Below are 25,932 nucleotides of genomic sequence, written 5' to 3'. Positions count from 1 at the left end.
CACCCGCTCGCTCCGCGTTCGTGCCCGCCGACACGAACATCCTGATCAACGCCGCCTGCCCGGGCCTGGTCGCGACCGACTTCACCGGTTTCCATGGACTCCGCATCCCTGAACAGGGCGCGGCCACGGCGATCCGGCTCGCCACGCGGCCCGACGGCGGCTCGACCGGTTCGTTCTTCGAGGACGACGGCGTCATCGCCTGGTGATCCCGGACGCCCGCCCTGGGACCGCCAGCGCGGTGGGGAGGCCGTGACCGTAATCCCCACATCCCACATGCTGGGCGATCTGTTCACACATTGGACGCACAGGGGTGTCCGCCACGCCTTCGACTAGCGTCGTGACATGAGCAGCGACACCACCCGCGATCCCTCTCCCACCGACCCGCGCACTCTCGCCGAGGCGCTCGCCGCCGGCTCCGTCGTCCTTGATGGTGGTATGTCCAACCAGCTGGAATCGGCCGGGCACGACCTGAGTGACGAGCTGTGGTCGGCGCGGTTGCTCGCGGAGCGGCCCGAGGCGATCGTCGAGGCGCATCTGGCGTACTTCGAGGCGGGCGCGAACGTGGCGATCACCTCCAGCTACCAGGCGACCTTCGAGGGCTTCGCGGGACGGGGCATCTCCCGCGAGCGCGCGGCCGAACTGCTCGGGCTCAGCGTCGAACTCGCCCGCGAGGCGGTCCGGCGGGCCCGGGCGAAGGGCGTGCGCGAGCCGTTGTGGGTGGCGGCGTCGGTGGGCCCGTACGGGGCGATGCTCGCGGACGGGTCCGAGTACCGCGGCCGGTACGGGCTGAGCGTCGCCGAACTGGAGCGGTTCCACCGGCCCCGGCTGGAGGTGCTGGCCGAGGCCCGTCCTGATGTCCTGGCCCTTGAGACCGTGCCCGACGCCGACGAGGCGCGGGCGCTGCTGCGGGCGGTGCGCGGCCTCGGCGTACCGGCGTGGCTGTCGTACAGCGTCGCCGGGGGCAGGACCCGGGCCGGGCAGCCGCTGGAGGAGGCCTTCGCGCTCGCCGCCGACTCCGACGAGGTGATCGCGGTCGGCGTCAACTGCTGCGCCCCCGACGACGTGGACGCCGCGGTGGAGACCGCCGCCCGCGTCACCGGCAAGCCGGTCGTGGTCTACCCGAACAGCGGCGAGACCTGGGACGCCGAGGCGCGCGCCTGGACCGGCCGCTCCACCTTCACCCCCGAACAGGTCGCCGGCTGGGAGCGGGCCGGGGCCCGGCTGATCGGCGGGTGCTGCCGGGTCGGGCCGACGGCGATCACCGGGATCGCGGAGGCACTCGGCCGAGTCGGCTCACTCGATTCGCCGAACTCGCCGAACTAGCCGAACTCGCCGAACCCGCTCGGCTCCGCGTGACCGTGGGGCGTCAGCGCGGTGCCGTGCTCGCCCGTACCACCAGCCGCGTGGACAGCTCCGTACGCGTCCCCTCCGGCTGCTCGCCCGCCATCATCCGCACCAGCAGGCGCAGCGCCGTCGCCGCCATCTCCGCGAGCGGCTGGCGGACGGTCGTCAGGGCCGGTGAGGCCCAGTGGGCCTCGGGCAGATCGTCGAAGCCCACCACACTGACGTCGTCCGGGACGGACAGGCCCCGCTCGGCCAGCGCCCGGTACGCGCCCAGGGCCATGCGGTCCGAGCAGACGAAGACGGCCGTGGGCGGTTCCGGCAGATCGAGGAGCTCCAGCATTCGCCGGTGCGCGGCACTCTCGTCGAAGTTGCCGTAGCGCAGGTAGTCGGGGCGGTGGCGCAGGCCGGCCGCAGCGAGCGCCGAGCGGTAGCCGGCGACGCGCGCGGTGCTGCACATCTTGCGGCGGTAGCCGGCGATGACGGCTACGCGTTCGTGGCCGAGGGAGATCAGATGCTCGGTGGCGGTCACCCCGCCGTGCCAGTTGGCCGCGCCCACCGAGACGACCCCGGGTGGCGGCTCCAGCACCGGGTCGATCAGCACGAACGGGATGCGGTGCTGGTCCAGCCAGGCGTACTGGGACGCGGTCAGCTCGGCGAGGTTGAACAGCACCCCGGAGGAGCCGCGTGTGGAGAGCTTGTCCAGCCAGCCGCGCTCCGGACGGCCGCCCCGGGTCCTGGTCAGGCCCGCCGAGACCACCACCTCCAGGCCGGCGTCGTGCGCCGCCTCCTCCACGCCGTGCAGGATCGAGCCCGACCAGGAGTTCTCCAGCGAGTGGACGACGAGGTCGACCAGACCGGGCGACTTCACCGCGTCGAACCGGGGTCTGCGGACATAGCCGAGCCGGTCGAGCGCCTCCGTCACCCGGCGGCGGGTCTCCGGCGCCACGTCCTCACGGCCGTTGACGACCTTGGAGGCCGTCGGTACGGAAACGCCCGCCTCGCGTGCGACGACCGCGAGGGTCGGCCCGGCCACGCTTCCGGTACGCACCATGGAAGCCCACCTCTCCAGGCCCCGTCCCGAGGGCCGTCGAAAGTTTCGGGTAGAAAGCGCTTCCTACAGTAAGGCCGCGGTGACACGCCGTGGAAGAGCCGGTATTCAACGGAATTTCGCGGAGTCGAAACTTTCGAAATGTCGAACACGCAGGTCATGGGCGGGTTGGCTGTGTTGTCCCGCTTTGTCGGTCGGGTGGTCGCGCGGCGGATTTCGCCCTGACGGGGACCGCCCCGAACTGCCCTGGGACAGCTGTGGGGCTGCGTGACACAGGGATTGTGTGATGCGCTGAGGGGGCAGGCCCTGTGGTTCCCGCTCAAGTGAGGAGCCTGTGGATCCCGCTCAGGTGAGGAGATGGTCGAATGACCGAGGGTCCCGTGGTCGACACCCCCTACGGTGCCGTCCGAGGCCGCTACGAGAACGGCCTCGCCGTGTTCCGAGGCATCCCCTACGCCGCCCCTCCCTTCGGCCCCCGCCGCTTCCGGCCGCCCGTCCCGCCCGAGCCGTGGGACGGCGTGCGCGACGCGGGTCGGTTCGGGCCGACGCCGCCCAAGCCCCCGTACTCCGAGGCCTTCGCGAAGCTGCTCTCCGACCCGGTCGTGCCGGGCGACGACATCCTCAACCTGAACGTGTGGACGCCCGAGCCGGGCCCCGGCGCCCGCCTGCCCGTCATGGTGTGGATCCACGGCGGGGCGCTGACCCGCGGCTCTTCGGCGGTCCCGGTGTACGACGGCCGGTCCTTCGCCCGCGACGGCCTGGTGTTCGTCTCCCTCAACTACCGCCTGGGCGTTGAGGGTTACGGCCTCTTCCCGGACGCCCCCGCCAACCCGGGCCTGCGCGACCAGCTCGCCGCGCTGGAGCGGGTCCGGGACGCGATCGCCGAGTTCGGCGGGGACCCGGACCGCGTGACCGTCTTCGGCGAGTCCGCGGGCGCGATCAGCATCGGTGCGCTGCTGGCGAGCCCGCACGCCCAGGGGCTGTTCCGGCGGGCCGCGCTGCAGAGCGGCCCGCCCGAGGTGACGGAACGGGACAAGGTGCGGCGCCTGGTGCGGCGTATGGCCACCCGGCTGAAGATCCCCGCGACCGCCGAGGCGTTCGCCGCAGTCGACCGGGCCGCCCTGGCCGAGGCACAGGCCGAGGTCGGCCGCCGTGCCAGCCCGGTCCTCGGGGGCCCCGCGTTCGGCATCGTCGTCGACGGAGACCTCGTGCCGCGCGACCCGCTGGAGGCGCTGCTCGACGGCGACGCGGCCCGGGACGTCGACCTGCTGCTCGGCTGGACCAGCGAGGAGTACCGGCTGTGGCTCGCGCCCACCGGCCTCCTGGAACGCATCGACCGGCTGGGCCCGGTCGCCCTGGCCGGCGCGATGGCCCGCTGCCGCTGCGGCCCAGAGGTCCCGCGCGGCTACCGGCTGGCCCATCCCGACGCGAGCACCGCCGACCTGGTGGGCCAGCTGGTCACCGACCATCTCCTCCGCGTCCCGCTGCACCGCCTGGCCGACGCCCACCCCGCGCCCTCGTACGTCTACGAGTTCGCCTGGCCCTCCAACGTCCCCGGCCTCGGCGCCTGCCACGCCCTGGAGCTCGGCTTCGTCTTCGACACCGCCGACGTGCCCGAGGCCGCGAAGCTCGCGGGGCGGGGGGCTCCGCAGTCTCTTGCGGATGACATGCACTCGGCGTGGGTGCGGTTCGCCGTCGAGGGGGACCCCGGGTGGCAGGTGTGGGACGACACGCATCCGGTACGGGTCTTCGGGGCGGGGGAGCCCGCGGTCGTGCACGGGCCGCGGGATCGCGAACTCGCCCTGTGGGAGGCCGAGTTCGCCGCCTCGGAGGTCGCGGCCGACCCGGCCGACCCTGCCGACCGGAAGACACAGAGGCCGGGTGCGGTGCCGTTGTCGGTCGTGCGGCGGCTTCGGAGGCCGGGAGGTGTGCGGCGGGGGTGACGACCGAGGGGCGCCCGCCTCTCACAGAGTATCGAGGGGTCGTCCGCCCCTCACAGGGTGCGGATTCGCCCCGCCCAGCCGATTCCGCCGAGCAGGTGCTGCCGGAAGGCCGGATCCACGTAGGCCTCCGAGGCGTGGCCGAGGGCGGTGTAGAAGACCCGGCCCGCGCCCTGTTCGCGGCACCACGCGAGCGGATGGTCGTCGCCCATGCCGCCTCCGTCGTACGAGGATTCGTCGGCGGAGACGAGCACGCGCACCGAGCCTCGCGGGTTCGTGCGGAAGTCGTACCACTCGTCGGTGAACTCCCAGACGGCGGGCAGATGTTGGGTGGCGGGGTGCTCTCGGTCCTCCACCACCGCCTTGCCCGGCTGGTGTTCGGGGTGCCGCGCGAACCTGGCCCCGAGCAACTCGCCGTAGTAGGGCCAGTCGTACTCCGTACAGGCCGCCGCGTGCACCCCGACGAAGCCGCCGCCCGCCTCGACGTACGCGGCGAGGTGCTCCCGGCCCGCGGGCGTCAGGATGTCGCCGCTGGTGGAGAGGAAGACGACGGCCGCGTACGGGCCGACGGGAGCGTCGAAGAAGTCGGGGGCCTCCGTCGCGTGGACGGTGAAGCCGTGCGCGGCCCCGAGCGACCGCACGGCGGCGATGCCGTCGGGTATCGACTCGTGGCGGTAGTCCGTGGTGCGGGTGTGGACGAGGACACGGGGTTCGAGGTGCTGCGCTGCCATGGGGCCCGACTCTATGGTGCGCCGGTGCGCGGGTCGGAGGGTCGGCCACACAGACGGGAGTCCGAAATTTTCGGTCCGGCGGGCATGCCGAGCGGCACTCTTTTGCGCTCAACCCGACGCGCCCACCTCGTTGTTGGGCGCCCCGTCGCCGACCGGTGGCAGGTCCCCGCGCTCGACCGGTTCGGTGGCGGTGCCCTCGGGCGCCGGTGGCAGGAGGGAGGTCAGTTCGGCGGCGTCCGGGTGGTGGGTCGCTTCCGCGGCCTCGCGCAGAACGGCGCGGTCCAACCGGTTCGCGTCACCGACGAGCCGGATCACGTGGCCGTCGCGCGGCAGGGCGTACTCGTGTTGGCCACCTGCCTTGCGGTACCAGGCGTCCCCGTCGCGCTCACAGGCGACCGACTCGGCCGACCCCTGCCCCACTTGGGTCTTCGCGCAGTTCTCCGCGGTCAACGTGCCCCGGTCCACGAAGAGTTCGAACTGGGCGTGGGTCTTCTTGGAGAAGTACGCGGCATGGAACCCGTCGCCCCCGAACACCCCCACCGACTGCTGGGCGACGGCGAATCCAGGGGCCTCGGTGACGTAGACGAACTCCGGCGCGATCCCCAAGGCCCCCGCACGGGCGGCGAGTTCGGCGGGATCGGCGGCATCGGCCGAGCTGCCCGTGCCCTTGTCAGCGCCTGCCGTGTCCGTGCCGGTATCGGCAGTGCCGCCCGCGCCGGCCCCGGCCCCCGCCTCCTCCGTACCGCAGGAAACAAGCAACAGGGGCAGGAGCAGCAGCGGCAGGACACGCACGGCACGCAGAACACGCTGGGCACGCAGGGCACGGATCATGGGCCCCATCCTGCCGCACTGGTGTTCCCCTCCGGTGCGATTGGCGGCTGTCGTACGGGCTCGTGCAGGCAGCGGCCCTAGGCTCGTGCCGGCAGCGACCCCTAGGTCGTGTCCCCGACCCCTTTCCGGGGTGTTCCCGATGGTGCGGGGAGCGGGCACTTGGTGGGCTGTTCCCATGAGCCGTCAACAGTCCTCTCGTGGACTCCCCGTCGCCCTTGCCGTCGCAGCCGTCGCCCTGGGAACGCTGACCGCCACCGCCACCGCCACCGCCACCGCCACCGCCACCGCCGCCGTCACCGCCGGACCGGCCGGGCCAACCCACCACGCCCCGCCCCGATTACACCCGAACACCCAGGCCGCGCACGCGAGGACCCAGGCCGTGCTGAACGAGATCGTCGCGCAGGGCACCCCCGGTGTCATCGCCCAGGTCAGGGACGCGCGTGGTGTCTGGGACGGCCGGGCCGGTGTCGGTGACCTGGTCGCCGAGCGGCCGAGGAGTACCGGCGAGAAGTTCCGTATCGCCAGCGTGACCAAGACCTTCACCGCCACGGTGCTGCTCGCGCTCGAAGCCGAGGGCAGGCTCTCGCTGGACGACAGTGTGGAGCAGTGGCTGCCCGGGGTGGTGCGCGGCAAGGGCTACCGGCCGGGGAGCATCACCGTGCGGCAGCTGCTCAACCACACGAGCGGCGTCTTCGACTACAACATGGACGAGGGCTTCCGCGCCCTGTACGCGGGGGACGAGTTCGAGCGGAACCGCTACAACAGGTGGTCCCCGGAAGAGCTGGTGGGCATCGCGCTCGCGCATCCGCCCAACTTCCAGCCGGAGCAGGGCAGTAGCCCCGGCAGGCCGGGCAGGTGGGACTACTCCGACACCAACTACGTCCTCGCCGGCATGGTCGTCGAGGCGGCCTCCGGCGGCACCTACGCGCAGGCGGTCGAGCGTCTGGTCGTCCGGCCGCTGGGCCTGCGCGGCACGAGTGTGCCGGGCACCTCGCCCCGACTGCCCGCACCGCACGCGAGGCACTATTCCACGCTGTTCGAGGACGGGCCGGAGGCGAAGGTGCGTGACGTCACCGAGTTCAGCCCCACCGTCTCCTTCTCCGCCGGGCAGCTGATCTCGACCGTCGGAGACGTGAACACCTTCCTGTCCAAGCTGCTGGCCGGTGAGCTGCTGCCGCCCGCCCAGCAGCGGCAGTTGCTCGACACGGTCCACGTGGACGGGGACAAGGGACACGGTGGTCCGCAGGACCGCTACGGCCTCGGCATACGGCACTTCAAGCTCAAGACGGGCTGCTGGGCCTGGGGCCACGGCGGCATGATCCCCGGCTCCGCTACCCGGACGCTCGCCTCGGCGGACGGCCGGCGCGTCATGACGATGAACCGCAACGGCGACTGGGGCGAGCAGCGACTGGAGGACGCGGCCGTCGAGACGGAGTTCTGCGAGCGCTGACACGGCTTGGTCGACAGCACCTGGCCGACAGTTCAGGTGAACTCGGTGCTCACCAGCTGATCCTCGCCGCCACCGGCAGGTGGTCGCTGCCGGTGTCCGGCAGTACCCATGAGCTCTGCGGCTCCACGCCGCGGACCAGGATCTGGTCGATCCGTACGACCGGGAACCCCGCCGGCCAGCTGAAGCCGAAGCCGTCCCCGGCCGTCTCCTGGGCCGAGCGCAGCTGCGAGGTGAGGCCGTCGAACGCGCGGTCGTCCGTCGTGCCGTTCAGGTCGCCGAGCAGCACCACCCGCTCGTTCTGCTCGGCCGCGACGGCCTCGCCGAGCTTCTGCGCGCCGTCGTCCCGCTGGCTCGTCGACAGGCCCGCCCTGGGATTGACGCGTACGGACCCGAGGTGGGCCACGTACACCGCGAGCGGACCCTGGTCCGTGGCCACCGTGGTGCGCAGCGCGCGGGGCGTGGCCGCCTTCTCCTCGGTCGACAGGTTCCTCGCCAGTGGTCCGACCATGCCCAGCATCGCGACGTCGACCGTCCGGGTGTCCGACAGCGGGTGCTTGCTCCACAGCCCGACCGTGCCCTTGACCGTGTGGTACGGGTACTCCTTCGCCAGCCCCTTCTCGTACGCGCCCCGGGCCTCCTGGGTCAGCTCCTCCAGTGCCAGCACGTCCGCCCCGGAGGCGGCCAGGTCGCGGGCGGTGCCGGCCGGGTCGGAGTTGCCGGCGCCGACGTTGTGGCTGACCACGGTGAGGTCACCGCCCGGGTGGGACTTGTCGCCGAGCACGCCGCCGAAGAGGTTCAGCCACACCGTGACCGGCAGCAGCAGCGCGACCACGGTGGAGGCCGAGCGGCGCCACAGCGCTCCGGCCAGCAGCACCGGGACGAACAGGCCGAACCACGGCAGGAAGGTCTCCACCAGGCTGCCGACGTTCTTCAGCCCGTCCGGGATCTTCGCGTGCAGCAGCATGAGCAGGCCGAGGAGCAGCGCGAGCGCCGCGAGCACCGGGCCGCGCTTCCACGGCTCCGGCCGGGAGACGGCGCGGATCGCCCGGTGCATGCCGGCGCGCCAGGCACCGGAGCCGCCATGCGGGGAGCGGCCATCCAGGGAGCCGCCATCCGGCGAGCCGTCATCCCGGGCGCCGGCATCCTCCTGTCCTGTCTCCGCCGTGTCCCGCGCGTCGGCGGCCACGGGTTCCTGAGTGTCCTGCTGGGGGGTGGTCGTCATCGCGTGGAGGCTCCCGCTGGGCCCGGCCGGCACTGCCCGGGATCGTCGTTCTGGATCGTGCGCAGGGCGGTCGATCGCAGGGCGGTCGATCGGGTACGACGGCCAGCTCCTGTTCCTGCTGGTTCGCTGCTGGACATGCCCCCAGTCAAGGCGGGGTGGTGTTGCGGGCACGTATGCGGTTTTCGATATGTCGGCGATATGCGTCGGCTCGTAGCATCGGGCGTATGCGTGTGCTGATCGTCGAGGACGAGCCCTTTCTGGCGGAAGCCATCCGCGACGGCCTGCGCCTGGAAGCGATCGCGGCCGACCTCGCGGGTGACGGCGACACCGCTCTGGAACTGCTGAGCATCAACACGTACGACATCGCCGTCCTCGACCGCGACATCCCGGGCCCTTCCGGTGACGAGATCGCCAAACGCATCGTCGCCTCCGGCAGCGGCATGCCGATCCTCATGCTCACCGCCGCCGACCGGCTCGACGACAAGGCCTCCGGGTTCGAACTCGGCGCCGACGACTACCTCACGAAACCTTTCGAACTCCGGGAACTCGCGCTCAGGCTCAGAGCACTCGACCGCAGACGCGCCCACAACAGGCCGCCCGTGCGGGAGATCGCGGGTCTGCGCCTGGACCCGTTCCGCAGGGAGGTCTACCGCGACGACCGCTACGTCGCGCTGACCCGGAAGCAGTTCGCCGTGCTCGAAGTCCTCGTCGCCGCCGAAGGCGGCACCGTCAGCGCCGAGGAACTCCTGGAACGCGCGTGGGACGAGAACGCCGACCCGTTCACCAACGCCGTACGCATCACCGTCTCGGCCCTGCGCAAGCGGCTCGGCGAACCCTGGATCATCGCCACCGTGCCGGGCGTCGGCTACCGCATCGACACGCAACCGGAGGCTGGGCACAGGGCTGGGCACGGGGCCGGGTACCAGGCTGGGCACGGGCCCGGACACGGGGGAGAAGACCGTGGATAGGCGGCCCGGAATGAGCGTCCGCCTCAAACTCACCCTCAGCTATGCCGGATTCCTCATGATCGCCGGCGTCCTGCTGCTCGGGGCGGTGTGGGTGTTCCTCCTGCGTTATGTCCCGGACCGGGCGATGCTCAACACCGACGACGATGAAACGCTCACGAATGGTGTTTTCCCCATCCGATCCGTCCTCCTCAGCGTTTTCGCTCCGAGGGCGGCAGCGGTCCTGGTGTTCCTTCTCTGCTTCGGTCTCCTGGGAGGGTGGATCCTCGCCGGCCGCATGCTCGCCCCGCTGACCCGCATCACGGACGCCACCCGCACCGCCACGAAGGGATCGCTCTCCCACCGGATCCGGCTGCCGGGCCGCAAGGACGAGTTCCGTGAACTCGCCGACGCCTTCGACGCGATGCTCGCCAGGCTCGAAGCGCACGTCGCCGAACAGCAGAGATTCGCGGCCAACGCCTCTCACGAGCTGCGCACCCCGCTGGCGGTCTCGAAGGCACTCCTCGATGTGGCGCGCGCCGATCCGAACCGGGACGCCGGCGAGGTCATCGACCGCCTCCACGTCGTCAACACCCGGGCGATCGACCTCACCGAAGCACTGCTGCTGCTCAGCCACGCCGACCAGCGGTCCTTCACCCGGGAACACGTCGACCTGTCCCTCCTGGCGGAGGAAGCCACCGAGACACTCCTCCCCCTCGCCGAAAAGCGTGGGGTCACCGTCGAAACCTCCGGCGACATCGCCCCCACCCTCGGATCGCACGCGCTCCTGCTGCAGCTGACCACGAACCTCGTGCACAACGCGATCGTCCACAACCTGCCCGAACAGGGCACGGTGTGGGTCGACACCAGCGCCCGCCCCGACACGGTCGTCCTCACGGTCGAGAACACCGGCGAGAAGCTCACCCCGCAGCAGGCATCGACACTCACCGAACGATTCCAGCGCGGCACCGAACGCGTACACACCGACCACGCGGGCGTCGGCCTCGGCCTTGCCATCGTCAAGACCATCACCCACGCCCACGACGGAACACTCACCCTCTCCCCACGCCCCGACGGCGGGATCCGCATCACGGTGGAACTACCGGCCGCGACCTCCGGCACGAGCTGACCCAAAGGCCCTGCTCAGGCCGAGCCGTCCCACAGCTCGGTGCTGTGGGCCCCGGTCAGCGCCGCGACCCGGTCGACGACCTCCTCGGCCGGTAGCGGTTCGAGACGGCGGCCGTCGCGCAGCCGGACTGCCACCCGGTCGTCCACGGCCTCCTTCGCGCCGATCACCGCCTGGTACGGGACCAGACGGGACGCCCGGACACGGGCGCCCAGGCTGCCGCTCTCCGGGCCGGCGACCTCGGCCCGCAGTCCCCGTTCGGCGCAGCGCCGGGCGAGGGAGTCGGCGTTCGGCAGCTCCGCGTCCGAGATCGGCAGGATCACCAGCTGGATCGGCGCGAGCCAGGGCGGAAAGGCGCCGCCGTGCTGCTCGACGAGGTGTGCCACGGCACGCTCGACGCTGCCGATGATGCTGCGGTGGACCATGACCGGCCGGTGCTTGCCGCCGTCCGCGCCGATGTAGTGCAGGCCGAACCGCTCGGGCTGGTGGAAGTCGACCTGCACGGTGGAGAGGGTGGACTCCCGGCCCGCGCCGTCGGCGACCTGGACGTCGATCTTCGGACCGTAGAACGCGGCCTCGCCCTCGGCCGCTTCGTACGGCAGCCCCGAGTTGTCCAGGACCTCGGTCAGCAGCGCGGTGGACCGCCGCCACAGCTCGGGCGCGGCGACGTATTTGCCGCCGGGCCCGGGCAGGGACAGCCGGTACCGGACCGGGTTGATCCCGAGCGCCTCGTACGCCCGGCGGATCATCTCCAGCGCCGCCCCCGCCTCGTCGGCCACCTGGTCCAGGGTGCAGAAGATGTGCGCGTCGTTGAGCTGGATCGCCCGTACGCGGGTGAGACCGCCGAGCACGCCGGACAGCTCGGAACGGTACATGCCGCCCAACTCCGCCATTCTGAACGGGAGTTCACGGTAGCTGTGCGGTCGAGAGCGGTAGATCACCGCGTGGTGGGGACACAGGCTCGGGCGCAGCACGACCTGCTCCGAGCCCAGTTCCATCGGCGGGAACATGTCCTCGCTGTAGTGCGACCAGTGCCCCGAGATCTCGTACAGCTCCCGCTTTCCGAGCACCGGCGAGTACACATGCCGGTAGCCGGCCCGCCGCTCCTCGCCGCGGATGTACTCCTCCAGGGTGTGCCGCACGGTCGCACCGTCGGGCAGCCAGTACGGCAGCCCCGCCCCGATCAGCGGATCGGTATCGAACAGGTCCAGCTCCCGGCCGAGCCTGCGGTGGTCGTGACGGCCGCCGTGGGCCTGACTGCGGTCGCTGCGGTCGTGGGGGCTGCTGTGGTCCTGGCTGTCGCCGTGGTTCTGGCCGTGGATGCGGTCGTCGTCGCTCATGGTGGCGGTCTCCTCGTGGACGGGAAGATGTCCGGGCGAGCGACCGGGAACGCCGAAGCCCCGGGGCACTCGCCCCGGGGCTTCGGACTGGCTCATGAGTCAGCGCGCCGGGACACTCTCCGGCGTCGTCGTCATATGGGCGCGCTTCATGACGGGGACGGTAGCAAGGGGCCGGGGGAGTGCGCGCGGGGTTTTCTCCGCGCACCGGCCGGGGCTCGTCGTCCCAGCCGCAGGGTGCCGTCCGCCCGGCCCCGGCCCGCGCGGCCTTTTAGGATCACCGCATGAGTGACGTCGCACCGCTCACCCAGCAGCTCGCCGACGAGGTCCGCGAGGTCTTCCAACTCCCGCCGGGGCAGGCCGAGTTCGAGCCCCTCACGCACAACCCCAGGAACGGCGTCACGGCCGGCGTCTGGCGCGTCACCGCCGGCGGGCGCTCCGCCGTCCTCAAGGTGCTGACCCGCGCCAAGGACACCACCGAGACCTGGGCGGCCTCGGAGGACCCACGCCACTGGAACTTCTGGCGGCGCGAGGCCCATGTGTATGAGGAGGGGGTCGCCCGGGCCTGGCAGCCGTGGGGCATCACCGCGTCCGACCTGCTGGCGTCCGTCGAACGGCCCGACGGAGACGTGGCGTTGTGGCTGGAGGACGTACGCGACGGCGAACCCGCCACGGCATGGCCGATCGCGGGGCATGCCGGGCACGCCGAGCGGCTGGGCGCGGCCCACGGCAGGGCGTTGGTGGACGGCGTGGTCCTCGACCGGTCCTGGCTCAGCCGCCGCTTCCTGCGCGACTACACCTCGGCTCAGACGGTGGGCCGGGAGCTGCTCGACGACGACAGGGCATGGCAACAGCCCCTTGTACGCGACCACTTCCCCGTCGGACTGCGCGAGCGGATGGTGCGGCTGGACCACGAACGCGAGTGGTTCCTGCGGACCATGGAGTCGCTGCCCCGGGTCTTCAGCCACCTCGACCAGTGGCCCGCCAACCTCGTCTCGCACCACGGCGAAAGCGTCCTGCTGGACTGGGCGTTCGCAGGCGACGGCGCGCTCGGCGAGGACATCGGCAACTACATCCCCGACACGGTCTTCGACCTGTTCCTGCCCGCCGCCCGACTCCCCGAGCTGGCGACCGCCGTGTACGACGCCTATGTACGCGGCCTGCGCGCGGGCGGCTGGCAGGGCGACGAGCGTCTGGTCCGCCTCGGTGTGTGCGCCTCCGCCGTCAAGTACGACTGGCTCACCGCCCTGATGCTGTCCCGCGCGAGCGACGAACGGCAGCTCGACTACGGCGGCGGCCGCACCGTCGAGGCCGAGCGCCGCTACCGGAAACGCGGAGTGGTGCTGGCGTTCCTGGCGGACTGGGCGGACGAGGCGCGGCGGCTCGCGGACGACCTGGGTTTCCCCCGCTGAACACGGTCGCCCGCCGAGCCCCACCAGGTGAGTGGAGCCGGGTGTCCCCTCACCGCGGATCACTGCGGATCACCGCGCCGACGCGTGCCGCCCGCCCCTCCCGCGCCCCCGCCCCCGCCGACGCCTTGTCACCGGGATCATCAACGTGGCCAGCAGTCCCAGCGCGGCGGCGACCAGCCACCATGCGCGCGGTATGGGGCTCTCGTCGGCCGCGTTCTGTGTGCGCGCGGCCTTCGGCGCGGCCGATTCCGTGGCGGCGGTGCGGGCGGTGGCGGACGGGCTTGCGGTGGTGGCGGTCAGAACGACGTCGTTGCCGTCGCCGCCCCGGTAGCTGATCCGGTACTTGGTCTTGCCGACCTTGACCGCGGCGCCTTCCTTCAGCCCGGTGAATGTGCCGGTCGTCTTCGCCTCGCCGGTGTGGTCGATCAGCGTGACCGTCTCCGTCTTGGTCTCCGTCTCCGTCCCGGGCTCCGAAGCCGGGCGGGCGTCCAGCTTCCCCGCCAGTGCGACCTTGCCACCGACCTTCAACGCCTCGCCGCCTATGGCGAGTTGACCGCCCGAGCGCTGCGTGTAGTCCCCGGTCACCGTCACTCCGCCCGAGACCTTGCCCGTATTCGTCACCGAGCCGACGACCGTGCCCTTGCCGGACAGGGAGGTCGTCAGGTTCAGGGTCGCGCCGGGTGCCTTGCGGGCGTCGAGACGTGCGCCGGAGGTCGTCAGGCGGATCGCCCTGCTGCGGGCCAGGCCCGTTCCGTCGAGGGCGAGTGTGCCCTTCGTGACGGTCGTCGTCCCGGTGTACGTCACCGCCGGGCCCGTCAGCGTGGTCGTCGCCGCACCCGACTGTGTGAGGGACCCGCTGCCGCTGATCCGGGACACGGCCAGCGACTTGGAGGTGTTGCGGAGTACCAGCGAGCCGTCGTTGACCACCTTGTAGAGGTCACCCTTGGTGTACAGCCCGCCGTCGCCGCCCGCCTTTCCGCTGCCCAGCCGCAGGACCGCGCCCTTCTGGATGGTCGTGGAGCCGTTGTAGTACTGGACGGCCGCGAAGGTGACGTCGTTGCCCTTCGTCCCCTTGATGACGATGTCACCGGCGCCGGGCGCGGAGAGGGTGTCGTGGAAGCGGCCGCCCCCGATGGGGGCACCAAGGGTCACGGGCCCGTTGTAGTCGAACGTGAGCAGTGAACGGGCCCTGGCGGCAAGCAGGTTGATGTAGACGGTCTCGGCCGTCCCCGGCATGAAGATCTTGTTCGTGGTCCCGTCGCCCCACTGGACGTCGGCACCCTTGATGTTGGTGCCGCGCTTGTTGACGTTCTTCGTCGCGGGCCGCCAGTTGAGCGCCGGGTCGCTGAGCGAGGGGTTGGTGTCGCCGCCCTGGTTCGACCAGCTGTACTGGCCGGTGAGTACGACCTTGCTGCCGGGCCGCGACTGGACGTTGATGTCGCTGCCGTACTCCCGCTGGTAGAAGTTCTGCCGCAGGGCGACCGTCTGGCCGAGCGGGGTGTCGACGGTCCAGGTGCCCTGGTTGAGGACGGCGCGGGCGTTCGGCAGGGACACCGGGTACTCGGACTTGCCCGCGTCCATCGCGGTGCCGTTGTCGATCACCCCGGTGAAAGGGTGTGTGCCCGCGAGGTCGAGCTTGCCCCACATGAACCGCGGCTGGCTGACCAGCCCCGAACCGCTGATCGTGCCGAGGTTGAAGGTCCGTACGAGGGAGAGCCGCAGGGTTCCGTCGACCCTGACATTGAGCTGGTTCAGCTGGTAGCCCGGGGTGTTGTACGGGAAGTGCCCGATCAGACCCGTGCCGCCGCCCGTGCCGTACTGGAGGGTCGCCCCGCGCTCGACGGTGATCGCGGGCGGGTCCGGGTTGCTCACGGTGGTGTACGGGTGGTTGCCGCCCTGGGTGGCGACCCGCTGCCGCTGCCGGGACTTGGGCAGGGTGAAGTCACTGTCCTTGGCCAGGACCAGGGTGCCGGAACCGCGCACGGTGAGCGTGCCCTCGCCCCGGAACACCCCGTCGTACGTGGTCTCCCCGGCCGGCACGGTCACCACGGAGTCGCCGCTCAGCGTCACGTCCCGGTCGGCGAGCACCGCCGCGGTGACGTCCTTCGCCCCGGCGGGCGCCGCGACCGCCCCCGGTGCCACGACTCCGGTCGCGACGACGACGGCGAGCGCCCCACCGACTCCCGCCACCCGTCCACGAATCCCTGCCGCCCGTACGCGAATCCCTGCCGCCGGTACGCGGATGTTCTTGTTCACGTCCGTGGAGACGGGTCCGGCCGGAGGCCGATAACAGAAACTTCGGTCGCAAAAGTTTCGCTCCCCGGTTCTCTCCTGAACCGTTGACCTCCCCGGAACGCACCCTTACGGTTTCGGCGTTTCTTAATGTCAGATGTTGTTCGAAATTGTGAACATGAGCGTGGAGGGGCACACGCATGAGCCGCAATGACGACGTCGACCCGTCCGAAGTCCCCAGCCGCAGACTCCTCCTGAAGGGCGCCCTGGCCGCGGGCGCCCTCACGGCCGTCCCCGGGACCGGGGTCGCAGCCGCCGAGGCCGCCACGGACGGAGCCGGACCCGGCGGCCGGTACGTCAACCCGCTCGTCCGCAACCGCGCCGACCCGCACATCCACCGACACCGGGACGGCCACTACTACTTCACGGCCACGGCCCCCGAGTACGACCGGATCATCCTGCGCCGCTCCCGGACCTTGCGCGGACTGACCGGCGCCGCCGAGTCGGTGATCTGGACGAAGCACGCGAGCGGTGACATGGGCGCGCACATCTGGGCGCCGGAGATCCACCACATCGACGGCAAGTGGTACATCTACTTCGCCGCCGCGCCCGCGAACGACATCTGGGCCATCCGTGTCTGGGTGCTGGAGAACGCGAGCCGAGACCCCTTCCACGGGGAGTGGGTCGAGAAGGGCCAGTTGAGGACGGCCTGGGAGACCTTCTCCCTCGACGCCACCACCTTCACCCACCGGGGCACCCGCTATCTCGCCTGGGCGCAGCACGAGCCCGGCATGGACAACAACACCGCGATCTGGCTGTCCGAGATGGCGAGCCCCTGGACCCTGACGGGTCCTCAAGTGAGGCTCACCACACCGGAGTTGCCCTGGGAAGTGATCGGCTACAAGGTCAACGAGGGCCCGTCGGTCATCAAGCGCAACGGCCGCGTCTTCATGTCGTACTCGGCGAGCGCCACCGACTTCAACTACTGCATGGGCCTGCTGACCGCCGACGCCCGCAGCGACCTCATGGACCCCGCGATCTGGTCCAAGTCGCCGACCCCCGTCTTCACCAGCAACGACACCACCAAGCAGTATGGCCCGGGCCACAACAGCTTCACCGTCGCCGAGGACGGCCGCACCGACGTCCTCGTCTACCACGCCCGCCAGTACAAGGACATCGTCGGCGACCCGCTGAACGACCCCAACCGGCACACCCGCATTCAACGGCTCGGCTGGAAGCCCGACGGCACCCCCGACTTCGGCATCCCCGTGGCCGACACCTCGAAGGAGAGTGTCTGAGATGAGACGCGCGTACGCGGTACTCCTGGCCCTCTGTCTGGCGCTGGCCGGCGCACTCGCCACGGCCGGTCCGGCCCAGGCGGCACCCCAGACCGTCACCAACGGCACGCAGTTCACCGACACGAGCGGGAACCCCCTGCACGCGCACGGCGGCGGGGTCATCAAGGTCGGCTCGTACTACTACTGGTTCGGTGAGAACCGGAACACCGACAACACGTTCCGGTACGTGGACGCCTACCGCTCGACGGACCTGAAGAACTGGGAGTTCCGCAACCACGTCCTCACCGAGGCGAGCGATCCCGAACTGGCGACCGCGAACATCGAGCGGCCGAAGGTCATGTACAACGCGTCCACCGGCAAGTTCGTGATGTGGATGCACAAGGAGAACGGCGTCGACTACGGCGAGGCCCGGGCGGCGGTCGCCGTCTCGGACACCGTCGACGGCAACTACGCCTGGCAGGGCAGCTTCCGGCCGCTCGGCACGCACATGTCCCGTGACATCACGGTGTTCGTGGACACCGACGGCGCCGGCTACATGATCTCCGCGGCCCGCGAGAACTACGACCTCCAGATCTACCGCCTGACCGCCGACTACACGGGCATCGCGAGCCTGGTCGCGGACCCCTGGCACGGCGGCCACCGCGAGGCCCCGGCCCTCTTCAAGCGCAACGGCGTCTACTTCATGCTGACTTCGGGCGCCACGGGCTGGAACCCCAACCAGCAGCAGTACGCCACGGCGACCTCGATCGCTGGCCCCTGGACGGCGATGACGAACGTCGGCGACTCGACGACCTACGGCTCGCAGACCGCGTACGTCCTTCCCGTGCAGGGGAGTTCGGGCACCTCGTACCTCTATATGGGCGACCGTTGGGGCAACGCGTTCGGCGGCACGGTCAACGACTCCCGTTATGTGTGGCTGCCGTTGACCTTCCCGAGTTCGACCACGATGTCCATGTCCTGGTCCCCGGAGGTCACCGTCGACACGACCGCAGGGACGGTCACCGGAACCAGCGCCACCTACAACACACTGATCGCTCGCCACTCCTCCAAGTGCGCCGACGTGACCAGCCAGTCGCTCTGGGCGGGCGCCCAGATCAAGCAGTACACCTGCAACGGCGGCAACAACCAGAAGTACTGGTTCAAGTCCCTGGGCAGCGGCTACTACCAGCTGAACGTGCGCGGCAGCTCCCTGTGCGTCCAGGAGAACGCCAGCACGGTCACCCAGGAGAACTGCAGCTCCTCGGCGACCAGCCAGCAGTGGTCGCTCACCACCAGCGGCTCCTACGTGACCATCACCTCCCGCGCGAGTGGCGAGTGCCTGGACGTGAACGGCGCGTCCACCGCCGACTCCGCCGCGATCATCACGTACACGTGCAGCGGGGCGACCAACCAGCAGTGGACCCGAGGGACTTGACGGAATCGAGGAGTCGCGTTGAGACGCATGACAATCACCCTGCTGGCCACGCTGACCATCGCCACGGCCCTGTCCGCCGTCCCTGCCCACGCACACGACCGCGGGACGGGGACGGGCATGGGAATGGAGAACTGCACCGCGAGTGCATGCCACTTCGACGTCCCGCCCGGCACGTACGACGTACGCGTCCGGCTCGGCGGTGACACCGCGGCGAGCACCGGCATCACGGGAGAGACGCGCCGCACGCTGCTCGCCGAGACGCTCACCGGGGCCGGCGAGCCGGTGACCCGCACCTTCACCGTCAACGTCCGCACCCCCGAGGGCGAACCCACCGGCGCCGAGGGCACGCCCGGTCTCGACCTGGTCATCGGGGGCGCGGCGCCCGCGCTCGCCGACATCCGCGTCACTCCGGCCGCCGCCGCGCATCGGCACACCCGCCAGATCTTCCTCGTCGGCGACTCCACGGTCTGCGACCAGCCGGGCGACCCCTACTCCGGCTGGGGCCAGCAACTCCCGCAGTACCTCCGCAAGGGCGTCTCGGTCGCCAACTACGGGGATTCCGGGGAGAGTACGGTCACCTACCTCGCCGACCCGCGGCTCTTCGGGACCGTCCAGCCGCTGATCCGCAAGGGTGACCTCGTCCTCATCCAGCTCGCCCACAACGACAAGCAGACCGACGAGGCGACGTACCGCTCGAACCTCGAAACGCTCGTCGCGGGCGTACGGGACAAGGGTGGGCGACCGGTTCTGGTCACCCCGATCGTCCGCCGCTGGTTCAACAGCGACGGCACTCTCAACAACGGCACGGCCCTGCTGGTGAACGGCCTCGGCGTCGACCATCCGGCCGTCACCCGCTCGGTCGCCGCAGCCCACGACGTGCCGCTCATCGACCTCACGGCCAGGACCAAGGCCCTGGTCGAGTCACTGGGTGTCGAGGGCTCCAAGGCGCTCTACCTCTACAACGAGAAGAGGGACAACACGCACACCTCCGCGTACGGCGCGACGGCGTACGCGGAACTGGTCCGCGACGAACTACTTGCCCAACACCTGGTGCCCGAGCGCCTGTTGAGGTGAGCTGGACTCCTGGGGCGTCCCGTCCGGAACCGGGGCGTCCCAGGTACCACCCGTTCCACCCGATCGAGACAGGAAGCCCGACCGATGTCCGCAGGCTCCTCAAGCCCCGCAGGCCCCACCGGAGTCCCCGAGGACCGTGCCCTCAGCCCGCACACCGGCTACACGCGCGCCCACTGGGAGGCGGCGGCCGACTCCCTGCTCGCGGCCGTGGAGCCGTACGCCACCGAGGACCGCGCCTTCTACCACCTGCCCGGCGAGCACACGAGCTGGTCTGGCCGCCTCTCCGACGGCCTGGAGGGATACGCCCGTACGCTGATGCTGGCGGCCTTCCGCCGCGACGAGAAGGCCCTGGAGCGGTACGCCGAAGGCCTCGCCGCCGGAACCGCCGGCGTCTGGCCGCGCATCGAGGACCGCAGCCAGCCTCTCGTCGAAGCCGCCTCCATCGCCCTCGCCCTGCGCCTCACCCGGCCCCTCCTCTGGGACCGCCTCGACGACGGCGTACGCCAGCGGTCCGCGGCCTGGCTCGGCGACGCGCTGACGGCCGAACCCTGGCCCTGCAACTGGGAGTTGTTCCCGGTGACGGTCGGCGGCTTCCTGGAGGAGATCGGGTACGAGCCCACGCTGTCCCGTGCCGCGATCGACCGGGGCCTCGACCGCATCGAGCAGTGGTACGTCGGCGACGGCTGGTACACCGACGGCGACGGGCAGGCCTTCGACTACTACAACGGCTGGGCGATGCACTTGTACCCGGTGCTGCACGCCTGGCTGGCCGACGACGAACGGCTGCTGGACCTCTACGGCGGCCGCCTCGCGGCCCATCTCGCCGACTACGCCCGCCTGTTCGGGGGCGACGGCGCGCCGATGCACCAGGGCCGTTCACTGACCTACCGCTTCGCGACAACCGCGCCCCTCTGGCTGGGCGCGCTCACCGGCCGTACGCCCCTGTCGCCGGGCGAGACCCGGCGACTGGCGTCCGGCGCGCTGAAGTACTTCCTCGACCGGGGAGCCGTCGACGACCACGGCCTGCTCACCCTCGGCTGGCACGGCCCCAACTCGGCGGTCCTGCAAGGCTATTCGGGCCCCGCCTCCCCGTACTGGGCGAGCAAGGGCTTCCTCGGCCTGCTGCTCCCTCCGGACCACGAGGTGTGGACCGCGACCGAGGAGCCCCGACCGACGGACCGGGCCGACGAGTCCCACCCGATCGGCCCGCCCAACTGGCTTCTCCAGTCGACGAGTTCGGACGGCCTGGTCCGACTCCACAACCACGGAAGCGAGGACGTCCGCTACGACCCGTACTACACGCGCCTCGCGTACTCGACGGTGACTACGCCCTCACCGTCGTACGACAACAGCGTGATCGTCGGAGACGACCCGAACCGTACCGGCATCGAGCCGTTGGGCGTGGGCGAGGGCTGGGCGGCCTCCCGGCACACGACGGCCTCCGGCGCCCGCGTCACGAGCCTCGTGCTGGCCGAGGGCGCTGTGGAGGTACGGGCATTCCGGGTGTCGGGCGCGCCCGAGGGGACGGCGGTACGGGTCACGGGATGGGAGGCGGGGGACAGCGGCGCGCGTGCCGAACTCCAGCCCGTCCAGGGCCTGTTGAGCGCATCCGACGGATTGACCGGCGTCACGGCCGCCGTGGACACGTCTGCCGTGGACACGGCCGCCACGGACACCGTCTTCGTCGCGCTCGCCCGTCTCACCGCCGAACCGGAACCGGTCCCGCTGGGGGAGTCGGTGGCCGTGACCGTCGTGGACGGGACGGGCGAGATCCACGTCCGCTGGAGTGGTGGGCGCGAGGTGCGGGTCAGGCTGGACGATGGGGCGGTCGCGGTCAGGACCTCCCGACCGGGCGCCTGAGGGTGCGGGTCACAGGCGTCGGTGTTGCGGCAGACGTGTGATCCCGACGAACGCTGCCACGGACGCCGCCGTCGCCGGAGCGAAGACGGCGAACTCGTCCCAATGGGAATCGCCGAGACCCGGCACTGTCGCGGACAGGAGCCAGGCGAGACCCCAGCAGACCACCCACGAGGTCAGGAAGGCCGGCCAGCGGTGCCGCACACCATTGATCACGTCGTCGAGCGTGGCCACCAACACGACGACCGTCATGATCGACGGCGTCAAGGCCTCGTCGTCCGGGGTGAACACCGCGAAGAAGGCCCCCACGGCCAGCCCGAACAGCCACGCCCGCACCAGAGGCATCGCCGCGGCCGGACGGCGTGGCATGTCCCGGGGCAGCCAGAAGAACCGCCGCACGCTCCGGACGAAACCCTGCTTCCCCTTGTCGGCCATCGCGCCGTCCTCCCCCGTACTGAGCACACAGGGGTGCCCGGCGCTGTTTGAGACGCCCGAGTCCCGGCAGGGGTTGCACGGAGGGAGCGGGTCCGCCTCAGGACCCCGGACTGTTCGGCGGGGGCCGAAGCGTTCCGCCCCTAGCGTTGCCGTATGACCACGTCCGAAGCACACCCAGTACCCGGAGCGCCACTAGCCCCCGCAGCCCCGACAGCACCTGCGGCGCCGGTGGAGGGTGCCCCGGCCACCGACGACCGCGACCCCGCCCAAGCCCTCACCGCCATGGTCGACCACGTCCTCGCCCTGGCCGCGACCTGGACCGCCTGGGACGGGACACCCGCCCAGGTCGACGACCGTGTCTACACCCCGCACAAGGCCGTCCGCAGGGTCGCCGACCACCTGGTCGACCACCTCGCCGAACTGGAGGCCCGGCTCGTCGGCGAGCGCCCGCTGCCCGACCACTGGCATGCCTCCGCGACCACCACACCGGCCGATCTCGCGCCCTTCACCCAGGAGGACCTGGACGAGGCCCGCAGCAGGCTCGTCCGGCTGGCCCGGATGTGGGCGAACCGGTTGTCGGCGCTCACCGAGGAACAGCTCGACCACTCGCCCGGCGAGGGCTGGACCTTCCGCCAACTCGCCTTCCACCTCACGGGATCCACGTACTACGCCGACACCGTGGGAGACCTGGGCGGCGCGCGGTGACCGACTTCGCCGCACTCCACCACGCCGACTCCCCGCTGCTGCTCCCCAACGCCTGGGACCACGCCTCGGCCACGGCGCTGGCGGCCCAGGGCTTCGCGGCGATCGGCACGACCAGCCTGGGAGTGGCCGCGGCCGCCGGACTGCCCGACGGGGCGGCGGCGACCCGTGACGCGACGCTGAACCTGGCCCTGGCGCTGGGCAATGGCCCCTTCCTCCTCTCGGTCGACACCGAGGGCGGTTTCAGCGACGACCCGGACGAGGTCGCCGGGATGGCCCGCGAACTGGCCGCCGTAGGAGCCGTGGGCATCAACCTGGAGGACGGCCGCCCCGACGGCACCCTGGCCCCCGTCGAACTCCACGCGGCGAAGATCGCGGCGGTGAAGTCCGCCGTACCGGGCCTGTTCGTGAACGCCCGGACCGACACCCACTGGCGGGGCGACGGCGACGGCGGCCGTGGCGCGGGCGATGGCGGTGGTGACATGGGCGACACGAACCGCCGCCTCGACGCCTATCAACAGGCGGGCGCCGACGGTGTGTTCGTCCCGGGTCTCTCCGAACCGTCCCGGATCACCGCCCTGTTGAAGACCCTGGACGTTCCCCTCAACATCCTCTACTCGCCGACGGGTCCGACCGTGCCCGCCCTCGCCGACCTGGGCGTACGCCGTATCAGCCTCGGCTCGCTCCTCTTCCGCAGGGCGCTGGGCGCGGCGGTGGAGACGGCGGCCCTGATCCGCGCGGGCCGGTCCTTCGAGGGGCCCGCACCGACGTACGGCGAGGTGCAGGCGCTCGTACGGCCCGGCTCCCAACGGCCGGACACCCTTGAGTGACCCTGGTAGCGTTGATGCTTTCGTGGGTATAGAACCCTGTGGACTCCGACCGGCGAGGAACCGAGGGACCGAGGAACCATGGACATGGAGATCCCCGGCGACAAGCGACTGGCGGCCGCCGTCGTGATGCACGAAGGCCGTGTGCTGTTGGTGCGCCGCAGTGAGACCGAGCGGTTCCTGCCCCTGGTGTGGGGCGTTCCCTGCGGAAAGCTGGAGCCCGGCGAGAGTCCCGAGGACGGGGTGCTGCGGGAGCTCAAGGAAGAGACGGGCCTGCTCGGCGAGGTCGTCCGGAAGGTCGGCGAATCGTCGTTCGTGAGTGAGTACCAGGGGCACGAGATCAAGAACTGGCAGGACAACTTCCTGGTCAGGCCCCTCTCCTGGCACATCACCCTCCAGAAGCCGGATCAGAAGTACGTCTGGCTGAGCCCCACCGAGCTGCACAGCGTCGACATCGACGCGTACAACCTGGACATCGTCCTACAGGCCCTCACGGACTTCTGACCCTCCCGAGCCTCCGTGACCTTCGCGAGCGTCTGACCCTCACGAGCTTCTGAGCAACTCCGCCAGCGCGTCGAGTTCGGCCAGATAGTCGGCCACGTCGAGCGGCACCTTCGGCACTGCCCCCGGATGCGGCCCCGCCGCCGTGAACACGTCGGTGTGCTGCCGCCGGCCGTTCCCCGTCTCCAGGAAGAGAGTCACCGTCGGCTCGGCCGTGTCGCACCACGCCCGGTGCAGGGTGTGCGCGGGCAGGGCGTAGGTGCTGCCCGCCGCGTACTCCGCGACCTGCGTGAGGTGCAGCCGGGCCGGGCCCGTCGGCTCGAGCAGCCAGTCGGCCGACTCGTCCGCCAGGGACTCCCGGTAGCGGTCCGCCGCTACGCTGCCGCCCTCCCGGGGCGCGTACAGCTCCATCGCCAGCCGCCCCCGTACGACATAAGAGGCAAGCGGGGAGCGGTGGTTGTGGATGTCCTCCTTGCCGATGGCACCGCGGCCGGCGTGCCACAGATGGGCGCGCAGCATGTGGTGCGGGCCGCCGTCGATGAGCAGGAGCTTGTCGAAGCCGAGGACATGGCGGTACGAGAGGCGGGCGCAGCCGTCCGGATCGCCCTCGCCGGAGGCGAGTTCGGCGGTCAGCTCCAACAGGCGGTCGGGGGAGCCCAGTTCGGCGACGACCGATCGAGCCGCCAACACCCGTTCGTGTTCGGGCAGTTCGCCGTCCAGTGCCTCGGCGAGCAGCCTCCGTGCCGCCAGGACCTGCCGACCACCCATGCACGCTTCTCCTGTCTCAGCCATTCGGTTGGTATACCCATACGGCATGCGCCCGCAGCGCCGAAAGACCCTGATAGGTCATCCACATGGGGCGGCGCAGCTCGCTGGTGTCGTCGCGGACCCAGGTCCATATGCCGTCCGTCTGCCCCGCCCACACCGCGCTCACCGCGCCGTTCAGGCGTTCCCGCCACTCCTCCTCCAGGCCGTCCTCGCGGGCGATGTCCCGGGCGCCGGGGGTGAGCAGGGCGCGGACGACCCAGGAAGCGGTGAAGTGCCGTACGTTCAGGACCTCGTGGCGGGTCGGGTCGTCGGTGCGGGGCCTGCGCACCTCCTCGCGGAGGTTGGCCAGGTCGAGGCAGGCGTCGTGCGGGGCGTCCGGGCAGGCCAGCAGCCAGCGGACGCCGTCCTCACGGGCCGCGCGGCCGTTGGCGCTCTCGCCGCCCAGCACCCGGGCCGCACGGTCCAGGGCGACCACGGCCTGTGCGGTGTGCAGCGGCGACGGCGGTCCGTGGAAGGGGGCGAGCCGGTAGCCCCAGCAGCGCCGGTGCTCGCGACGCGGATCGGTGACCGCGCCCTCGACGAGGGCGTCCCGCAGCAGTGGCAACGCGTCCGAACCGGGCGCGGCGCGCAGCAGGCCGCGCAGCACGGTCGTCACGACATGCGTCAACTCCCGCCCCGTACGGTCGAGTTCATGGGTGAAGCCCGTCTCGCAGACCGCCACCTCGGCCGCCAGCCGCTCCCGCGAAGCACCTGCCCGGGCCAGCGCGCCCAGCACCAGGGCGGTCACCTCCGGGCGGGCCTCGGAGCCCTGCGAGCGCGCCGACCAGCCGCCGTCGGGCAGTCGCAGCCGCCACAGCGTGTCCACCAGGTCGCCCGCACCGATCCGCCCTTCGGGCATCCCGAGATCGAGCATGATGTGCAGGCCGTACGCGGTGCCCACCGAGGTGGGCCGGCCGGGGCCGCTCTCGCCGAGGGAGTGCGACCACCCGGTGAGCCGCCCGCGGACCGGATCGTCGGCCACGCAGATCTGTTCGGCGAGGGTGTCGTACGCGGCGGAGAAGAGTGCGGGGAGCGGTCCCGGCCCCGACAGAGCGGAGGCAGGGCCCGTCAACTGCCCAGTCAATACAGGGGTGTTGTCCGAGTCCGGGTACCGGGACCGGAGCACCGCCGCCGACAGCCAGGCCGCGACAGCCGTCGCGAGCCCGCTCACCGCGGCGATCGAGTATCGCGCGGAATCTCCGTCGATGCTGTCCGGCAGTACCCCGACGAGGGACTGGAACACCGCGTAGCCGGCGGCCGCGCAGCCGAATCCGCCCAGCCAGCGCACGATTCGCGCGGGGCGCGGGCCATGGGGCAGGTGCGGATCGGGATCAGGCCTGGACGGACCCCGTCGGAGCTGCTGTTGGGACACTGCGCGCTCCCTCCCCCAGGGCCGGCAC

At 71.2% G+C, this 25,932-nt stretch carries 22 protein-coding genes and 1 pseudogene; 14 read left to right on the top strand and 9 right to left on the bottom strand.

Annotated features, from left to right (window positions below; all coding sequences use genetic code 11):
* Positions 1-26: 26 nt before the first annotated feature.
* Positions 27-206 (top strand): annotated as a pseudogene (locus tag ACIBEI_RS35290) (dehydrogenase); the annotation flags it as partial.
* A gap of 136 nt (positions 207-342) precedes the next feature.
* The gene (mmuM, locus tag ACIBEI_RS35285) at positions 343-1,323 is read left to right on the top strand and encodes a homocysteine S-methyltransferase (RefSeq protein ID WP_398894453.1); all 981 of its coding nucleotides are present in this window, start codon (positions 343-345) and stop codon (positions 1,321-1,323) included.
* 43 nt (positions 1,324-1,366) lie between these two features.
* On the opposite strand, the gene ACIBEI_RS35280 is transcribed toward mmuM, so the two are convergent.
* Positions 1,367-2,395, bottom strand: a complete 1,029-nt coding sequence (locus ACIBEI_RS35280) for a LacI family DNA-binding transcriptional regulator (protein ID WP_398894452.1) — start codon at positions 2,393-2,395, stop codon at positions 1,367-1,369.
* Between the two features lie 362 nt (positions 2,396-2,757).
* Here ACIBEI_RS35280 and ACIBEI_RS35275 point away from each other — a divergent pair, with 362 nt between their 5' ends.
* A complete protein-coding gene (locus ACIBEI_RS35275) occupies positions 2,758-4,335 on the top strand; it encodes a carboxylesterase/lipase family protein (RefSeq protein WP_398894451.1) in 1,578 nt (525 codons plus the stop codon).
* A 50-nt stretch (positions 4,336-4,385) separates the two neighbouring features.
* Here the strand turns inward: ACIBEI_RS35275 and ACIBEI_RS35270 are convergent, their stop codons facing one another.
* Positions 4,386-5,063: a ThuA domain-containing protein gene (locus tag ACIBEI_RS35270; RefSeq protein WP_398894450.1), complete on the bottom strand. Its 678-nt coding sequence runs from the start codon at positions 5,061-5,063 to the stop codon at positions 4,386-4,388.
* Positions 5,064-5,171: 108 nt separating this feature from the next.
* A complete protein-coding gene (locus ACIBEI_RS35265) occupies positions 5,172-5,894 on the bottom strand; it encodes a hypothetical protein (protein WP_398894449.1) in 723 nt (240 codons plus the stop codon).
* Positions 5,895-6,069: 175 nt separating this feature from the next.
* On the opposite strand from ACIBEI_RS35265, the gene ACIBEI_RS35260 reads away from it, so the two are divergent.
* Positions 6,070-7,344: a serine hydrolase domain-containing protein gene (locus ACIBEI_RS35260; RefSeq protein ID WP_398894448.1), complete on the top strand. Its 1,275-nt coding sequence runs from the start codon at positions 6,070-6,072 to the stop codon at positions 7,342-7,344.
* Between the two features lie 49 nt (positions 7,345-7,393).
* Here the strand turns inward: ACIBEI_RS35260 and ACIBEI_RS35255 are convergent, their stop codons facing one another.
* Positions 7,394-8,398, bottom strand: coding sequence for an endonuclease/exonuclease/phosphatase family protein (locus tag ACIBEI_RS35255; RefSeq protein WP_398894483.1), 1,005 nt, complete (start codon positions 8,396-8,398; stop codon positions 7,394-7,396).
* A gap of 392 nt (positions 8,399-8,790) precedes the next feature.
* On the opposite strand from ACIBEI_RS35255, the gene ACIBEI_RS35250 reads away from it, so the two are divergent.
* Together ACIBEI_RS35250 and ACIBEI_RS35245 are read left to right on the top strand one after the other, a co-directional pair.
* Complete coding sequence (locus ACIBEI_RS35250) at positions 8,791-9,534, top strand: response regulator transcription factor (protein ID WP_398894447.1); 744 nt, start codon at positions 8,791-8,793, stop codon at positions 9,532-9,534.
* A 10-nt stretch (positions 9,535-9,544) separates the two neighbouring features.
* A complete protein-coding gene (locus tag ACIBEI_RS35245) occupies positions 9,545-10,639 on the top strand; it encodes a sensor histidine kinase (RefSeq protein WP_398894446.1) in 1,095 nt (364 codons plus the stop codon).
* Positions 10,640-10,653: 14 nt separating this feature from the next.
* Here the strand turns inward: ACIBEI_RS35245 and thrS are convergent, their stop codons facing one another.
* Positions 10,654-11,976, bottom strand: coding sequence for a threonine--tRNA ligase (gene thrS, locus ACIBEI_RS35240; RefSeq protein ID WP_398894445.1), 1,323 nt, complete (start codon positions 11,974-11,976; stop codon positions 10,654-10,656).
* Between the two features lie 281 nt (positions 11,977-12,257).
* Here thrS and ACIBEI_RS35235 point away from each other — a divergent pair, with 281 nt between their 5' ends.
* Positions 12,258-13,385 (top strand): aminoglycoside phosphotransferase, encoded by a 1,128-nt coding sequence (locus ACIBEI_RS35235; protein ID WP_398894444.1) that lies wholly within the window; start codon positions 12,258-12,260, stop codon positions 13,383-13,385.
* A gap of 69 nt (positions 13,386-13,454) precedes the next feature.
* Here the strand turns inward: ACIBEI_RS35235 and ACIBEI_RS35230 are convergent, their stop codons facing one another.
* Positions 13,455-15,587, bottom strand: coding sequence for an autotransporter (locus ACIBEI_RS35230; RefSeq protein WP_398894482.1), 2,133 nt, complete (start codon positions 15,585-15,587; stop codon positions 13,455-13,457).
* Positions 15,588-15,817: 230 nt separating this feature from the next.
* Here ACIBEI_RS35230 and ACIBEI_RS35225 point away from each other — a divergent pair, with 230 nt between their 5' ends.
* From ACIBEI_RS35225 to ACIBEI_RS35210, 4 genes are all read left to right on the top strand, one after another.
* Complete coding sequence (locus ACIBEI_RS35225; protein WP_398894443.1) at positions 15,818-16,915, top strand: family 43 glycosylhydrolase; 1,098 nt, start codon at positions 15,818-15,820, stop codon at positions 16,913-16,915.
* A 1-nt stretch (position 16,916) separates the two neighbouring features.
* Entirely contained in the window at positions 16,917-18,329 is a 1,413-nt protein-coding gene (locus ACIBEI_RS35220) for an RICIN domain-containing protein (RefSeq protein WP_398894442.1), read from the top strand.
* Positions 18,330-18,356: 27 nt separating this feature from the next.
* The gene (locus ACIBEI_RS35215; RefSeq protein WP_398894441.1) at positions 18,357-19,403 is read left to right on the top strand and encodes a rhamnogalacturonan acetylesterase; all 1,047 of its coding nucleotides are present in this window, start codon (positions 18,357-18,359) and stop codon (positions 19,401-19,403) included.
* A gap of 84 nt (positions 19,404-19,487) precedes the next feature.
* Positions 19,488-21,263, top strand: a complete 1,776-nt coding sequence (locus ACIBEI_RS35210; RefSeq protein ID WP_398894440.1) for a DUF2264 domain-containing protein — start codon at positions 19,488-19,490, stop codon at positions 21,261-21,263.
* Positions 21,264-21,272: 9 nt separating this feature from the next.
* Here ACIBEI_RS35210 and ACIBEI_RS35205 read toward each other — a convergent pair whose 3' ends face one another.
* The gene (locus tag ACIBEI_RS35205) at positions 21,273-21,695 is read right to left on the bottom strand and encodes a hypothetical protein (protein WP_398894439.1); all 423 of its coding nucleotides are present in this window, start codon (positions 21,693-21,695) and stop codon (positions 21,273-21,275) included.
* Between the two features lie 282 nt (positions 21,696-21,977).
* Here ACIBEI_RS35205 and ACIBEI_RS35200 point away from each other — a divergent pair, with 282 nt between their 5' ends.
* From ACIBEI_RS35200 to ACIBEI_RS35190, 3 genes are all read left to right on the top strand, one after another.
* Positions 21,978-22,400, top strand: coding sequence for a hypothetical protein (locus ACIBEI_RS35200; RefSeq protein WP_398894481.1), 423 nt, complete (start codon positions 21,978-21,980; stop codon positions 22,398-22,400).
* Complete coding sequence (locus tag ACIBEI_RS35195) at positions 22,397-23,227, top strand: isocitrate lyase/phosphoenolpyruvate mutase family protein (RefSeq protein WP_398894438.1); 831 nt, start codon at positions 22,397-22,399, stop codon at positions 23,225-23,227. The genes ACIBEI_RS35200 and ACIBEI_RS35195 overlap by 4 nt, the downstream gene beginning before the upstream one ends.
* Positions 23,228-23,305: 78 nt before the next feature.
* A complete protein-coding gene (locus tag ACIBEI_RS35190; RefSeq protein ID WP_398894437.1) occupies positions 23,306-23,728 on the top strand; it encodes an NUDIX hydrolase in 423 nt (140 codons plus the stop codon).
* 39 nt (positions 23,729-23,767) lie between these two features.
* On the opposite strand, the gene ACIBEI_RS35185 is transcribed toward ACIBEI_RS35190, so the two are convergent.
* Both ACIBEI_RS35185 and ACIBEI_RS35180 read right to left on the bottom strand, forming a co-directional pair.
* Positions 23,768-24,493, bottom strand: a complete 726-nt coding sequence (locus ACIBEI_RS35185) for a hypothetical protein (protein ID WP_398894436.1) — start codon at positions 24,491-24,493, stop codon at positions 23,768-23,770.
* 16 nt (positions 24,494-24,509) lie between these two features.
* The gene (locus tag ACIBEI_RS35180; RefSeq protein WP_398894434.1) at positions 24,510-25,904 is read right to left on the bottom strand and encodes a hypothetical protein; all 1,395 of its coding nucleotides are present in this window, start codon (positions 25,902-25,904) and stop codon (positions 24,510-24,512) included.
* Between the last annotated feature and the right edge of the window lie 28 nt (positions 25,905-25,932).

Source organism: Streptomyces sp. NPDC050988, from assembly GCF_044456225.1.
In the GTDB taxonomy this organism is placed as follows: domain Bacteria; phylum Actinomycetota; class Actinomycetes; order Streptomycetales; family Streptomycetaceae; genus Streptomyces.
This window is presented reverse-complemented; position numbering and strand designations above follow the sequence as displayed.

Coding starts and splice junctions, on each gene's coding strand:
- ACIBEI_RS35275 (WP_398894451.1), top strand. CDS start 2,758: ATGACCGAGGGTCCCGTGGTCGACACCCCCTACGGTGCCGTCCGAGGC.
- ACIBEI_RS35210 (WP_398894440.1), top strand. CDS start 19,488: ATGTCCGCAGGCTCCTCAAGCCCCGCAGGCCCCACCGGAGTCCCCGAG.
- ACIBEI_RS35200 (WP_398894481.1), top strand. CDS start 21,978: ATGGTCGACCACGTCCTCGCCCTGGCCGCGACCTGGACCGCCTGGGAC.
- ACIBEI_RS35185 (WP_398894436.1), bottom strand. CDS start 24,493: ATGGGTGGTCGGCAGGTCCTGGCGGCACGGAGGCTGCTCGCCGAGGCA.
- ACIBEI_RS35205 (WP_398894439.1), bottom strand. CDS start 21,695: ATGGCCGACAAGGGGAAGCAGGGTTTCGTCCGGAGCGTGCGGCGGTTC.
- ACIBEI_RS35225 (WP_398894443.1), top strand. CDS start 15,818: ATGAGCCGCAATGACGACGTCGACCCGTCCGAAGTCCCCAGCCGCAGA.
- ACIBEI_RS35235 (WP_398894444.1), top strand. CDS start 12,258: ATGAGTGACGTCGCACCGCTCACCCAGCAGCTCGCCGACGAGGTCCGC.
- ACIBEI_RS35265 (WP_398894449.1), bottom strand. CDS start 5,894: ATGATCCGTGCCCTGCGTGCCCAGCGTGTTCTGCGTGCCGTGCGTGTC.
- ACIBEI_RS35190 (WP_398894437.1), top strand. CDS start 23,306: ATGGACATGGAGATCCCCGGCGACAAGCGACTGGCGGCCGCCGTCGTG.
- ACIBEI_RS35280 (WP_398894452.1), bottom strand. CDS start 2,395: ATGGTGCGTACCGGAAGCGTGGCCGGGCCGACCCTCGCGGTCGTCGCA.
- ACIBEI_RS35215 (WP_398894441.1), top strand. CDS start 18,357: ATGACAATCACCCTGCTGGCCACGCTGACCATCGCCACGGCCCTGTCC.
- ACIBEI_RS35260 (WP_398894448.1), top strand. CDS start 6,070: ATGAGCCGTCAACAGTCCTCTCGTGGACTCCCCGTCGCCCTTGCCGTC.
- ACIBEI_RS35220 (WP_398894442.1), top strand. CDS start 16,917: ATGAGACGCGCGTACGCGGTACTCCTGGCCCTCTGTCTGGCGCTGGCC.
- ACIBEI_RS35270 (WP_398894450.1), bottom strand. CDS start 5,063: ATGGCAGCGCAGCACCTCGAACCCCGTGTCCTCGTCCACACCCGCACC.
- ACIBEI_RS35255 (WP_398894483.1), bottom strand. CDS start 8,398: ATGCACCGGGCGATCCGCGCCGTCTCCCGGCCGGAGCCGTGGAAGCGC.
- mmuM (WP_398894453.1), top strand. CDS start 343: ATGAGCAGCGACACCACCCGCGATCCCTCTCCCACCGACCCGCGCACT.
- ACIBEI_RS35245 (WP_398894446.1), top strand. CDS start 9,545: ATGAGCGTCCGCCTCAAACTCACCCTCAGCTATGCCGGATTCCTCATG.
- ACIBEI_RS35250 (WP_398894447.1), top strand. CDS start 8,791: ATGCGTGTGCTGATCGTCGAGGACGAGCCCTTTCTGGCGGAAGCCATC.
- thrS (WP_398894445.1), bottom strand. CDS start 11,976: ATGAGCGACGACGACCGCATCCACGGCCAGAACCACGGCGACAGCCAG.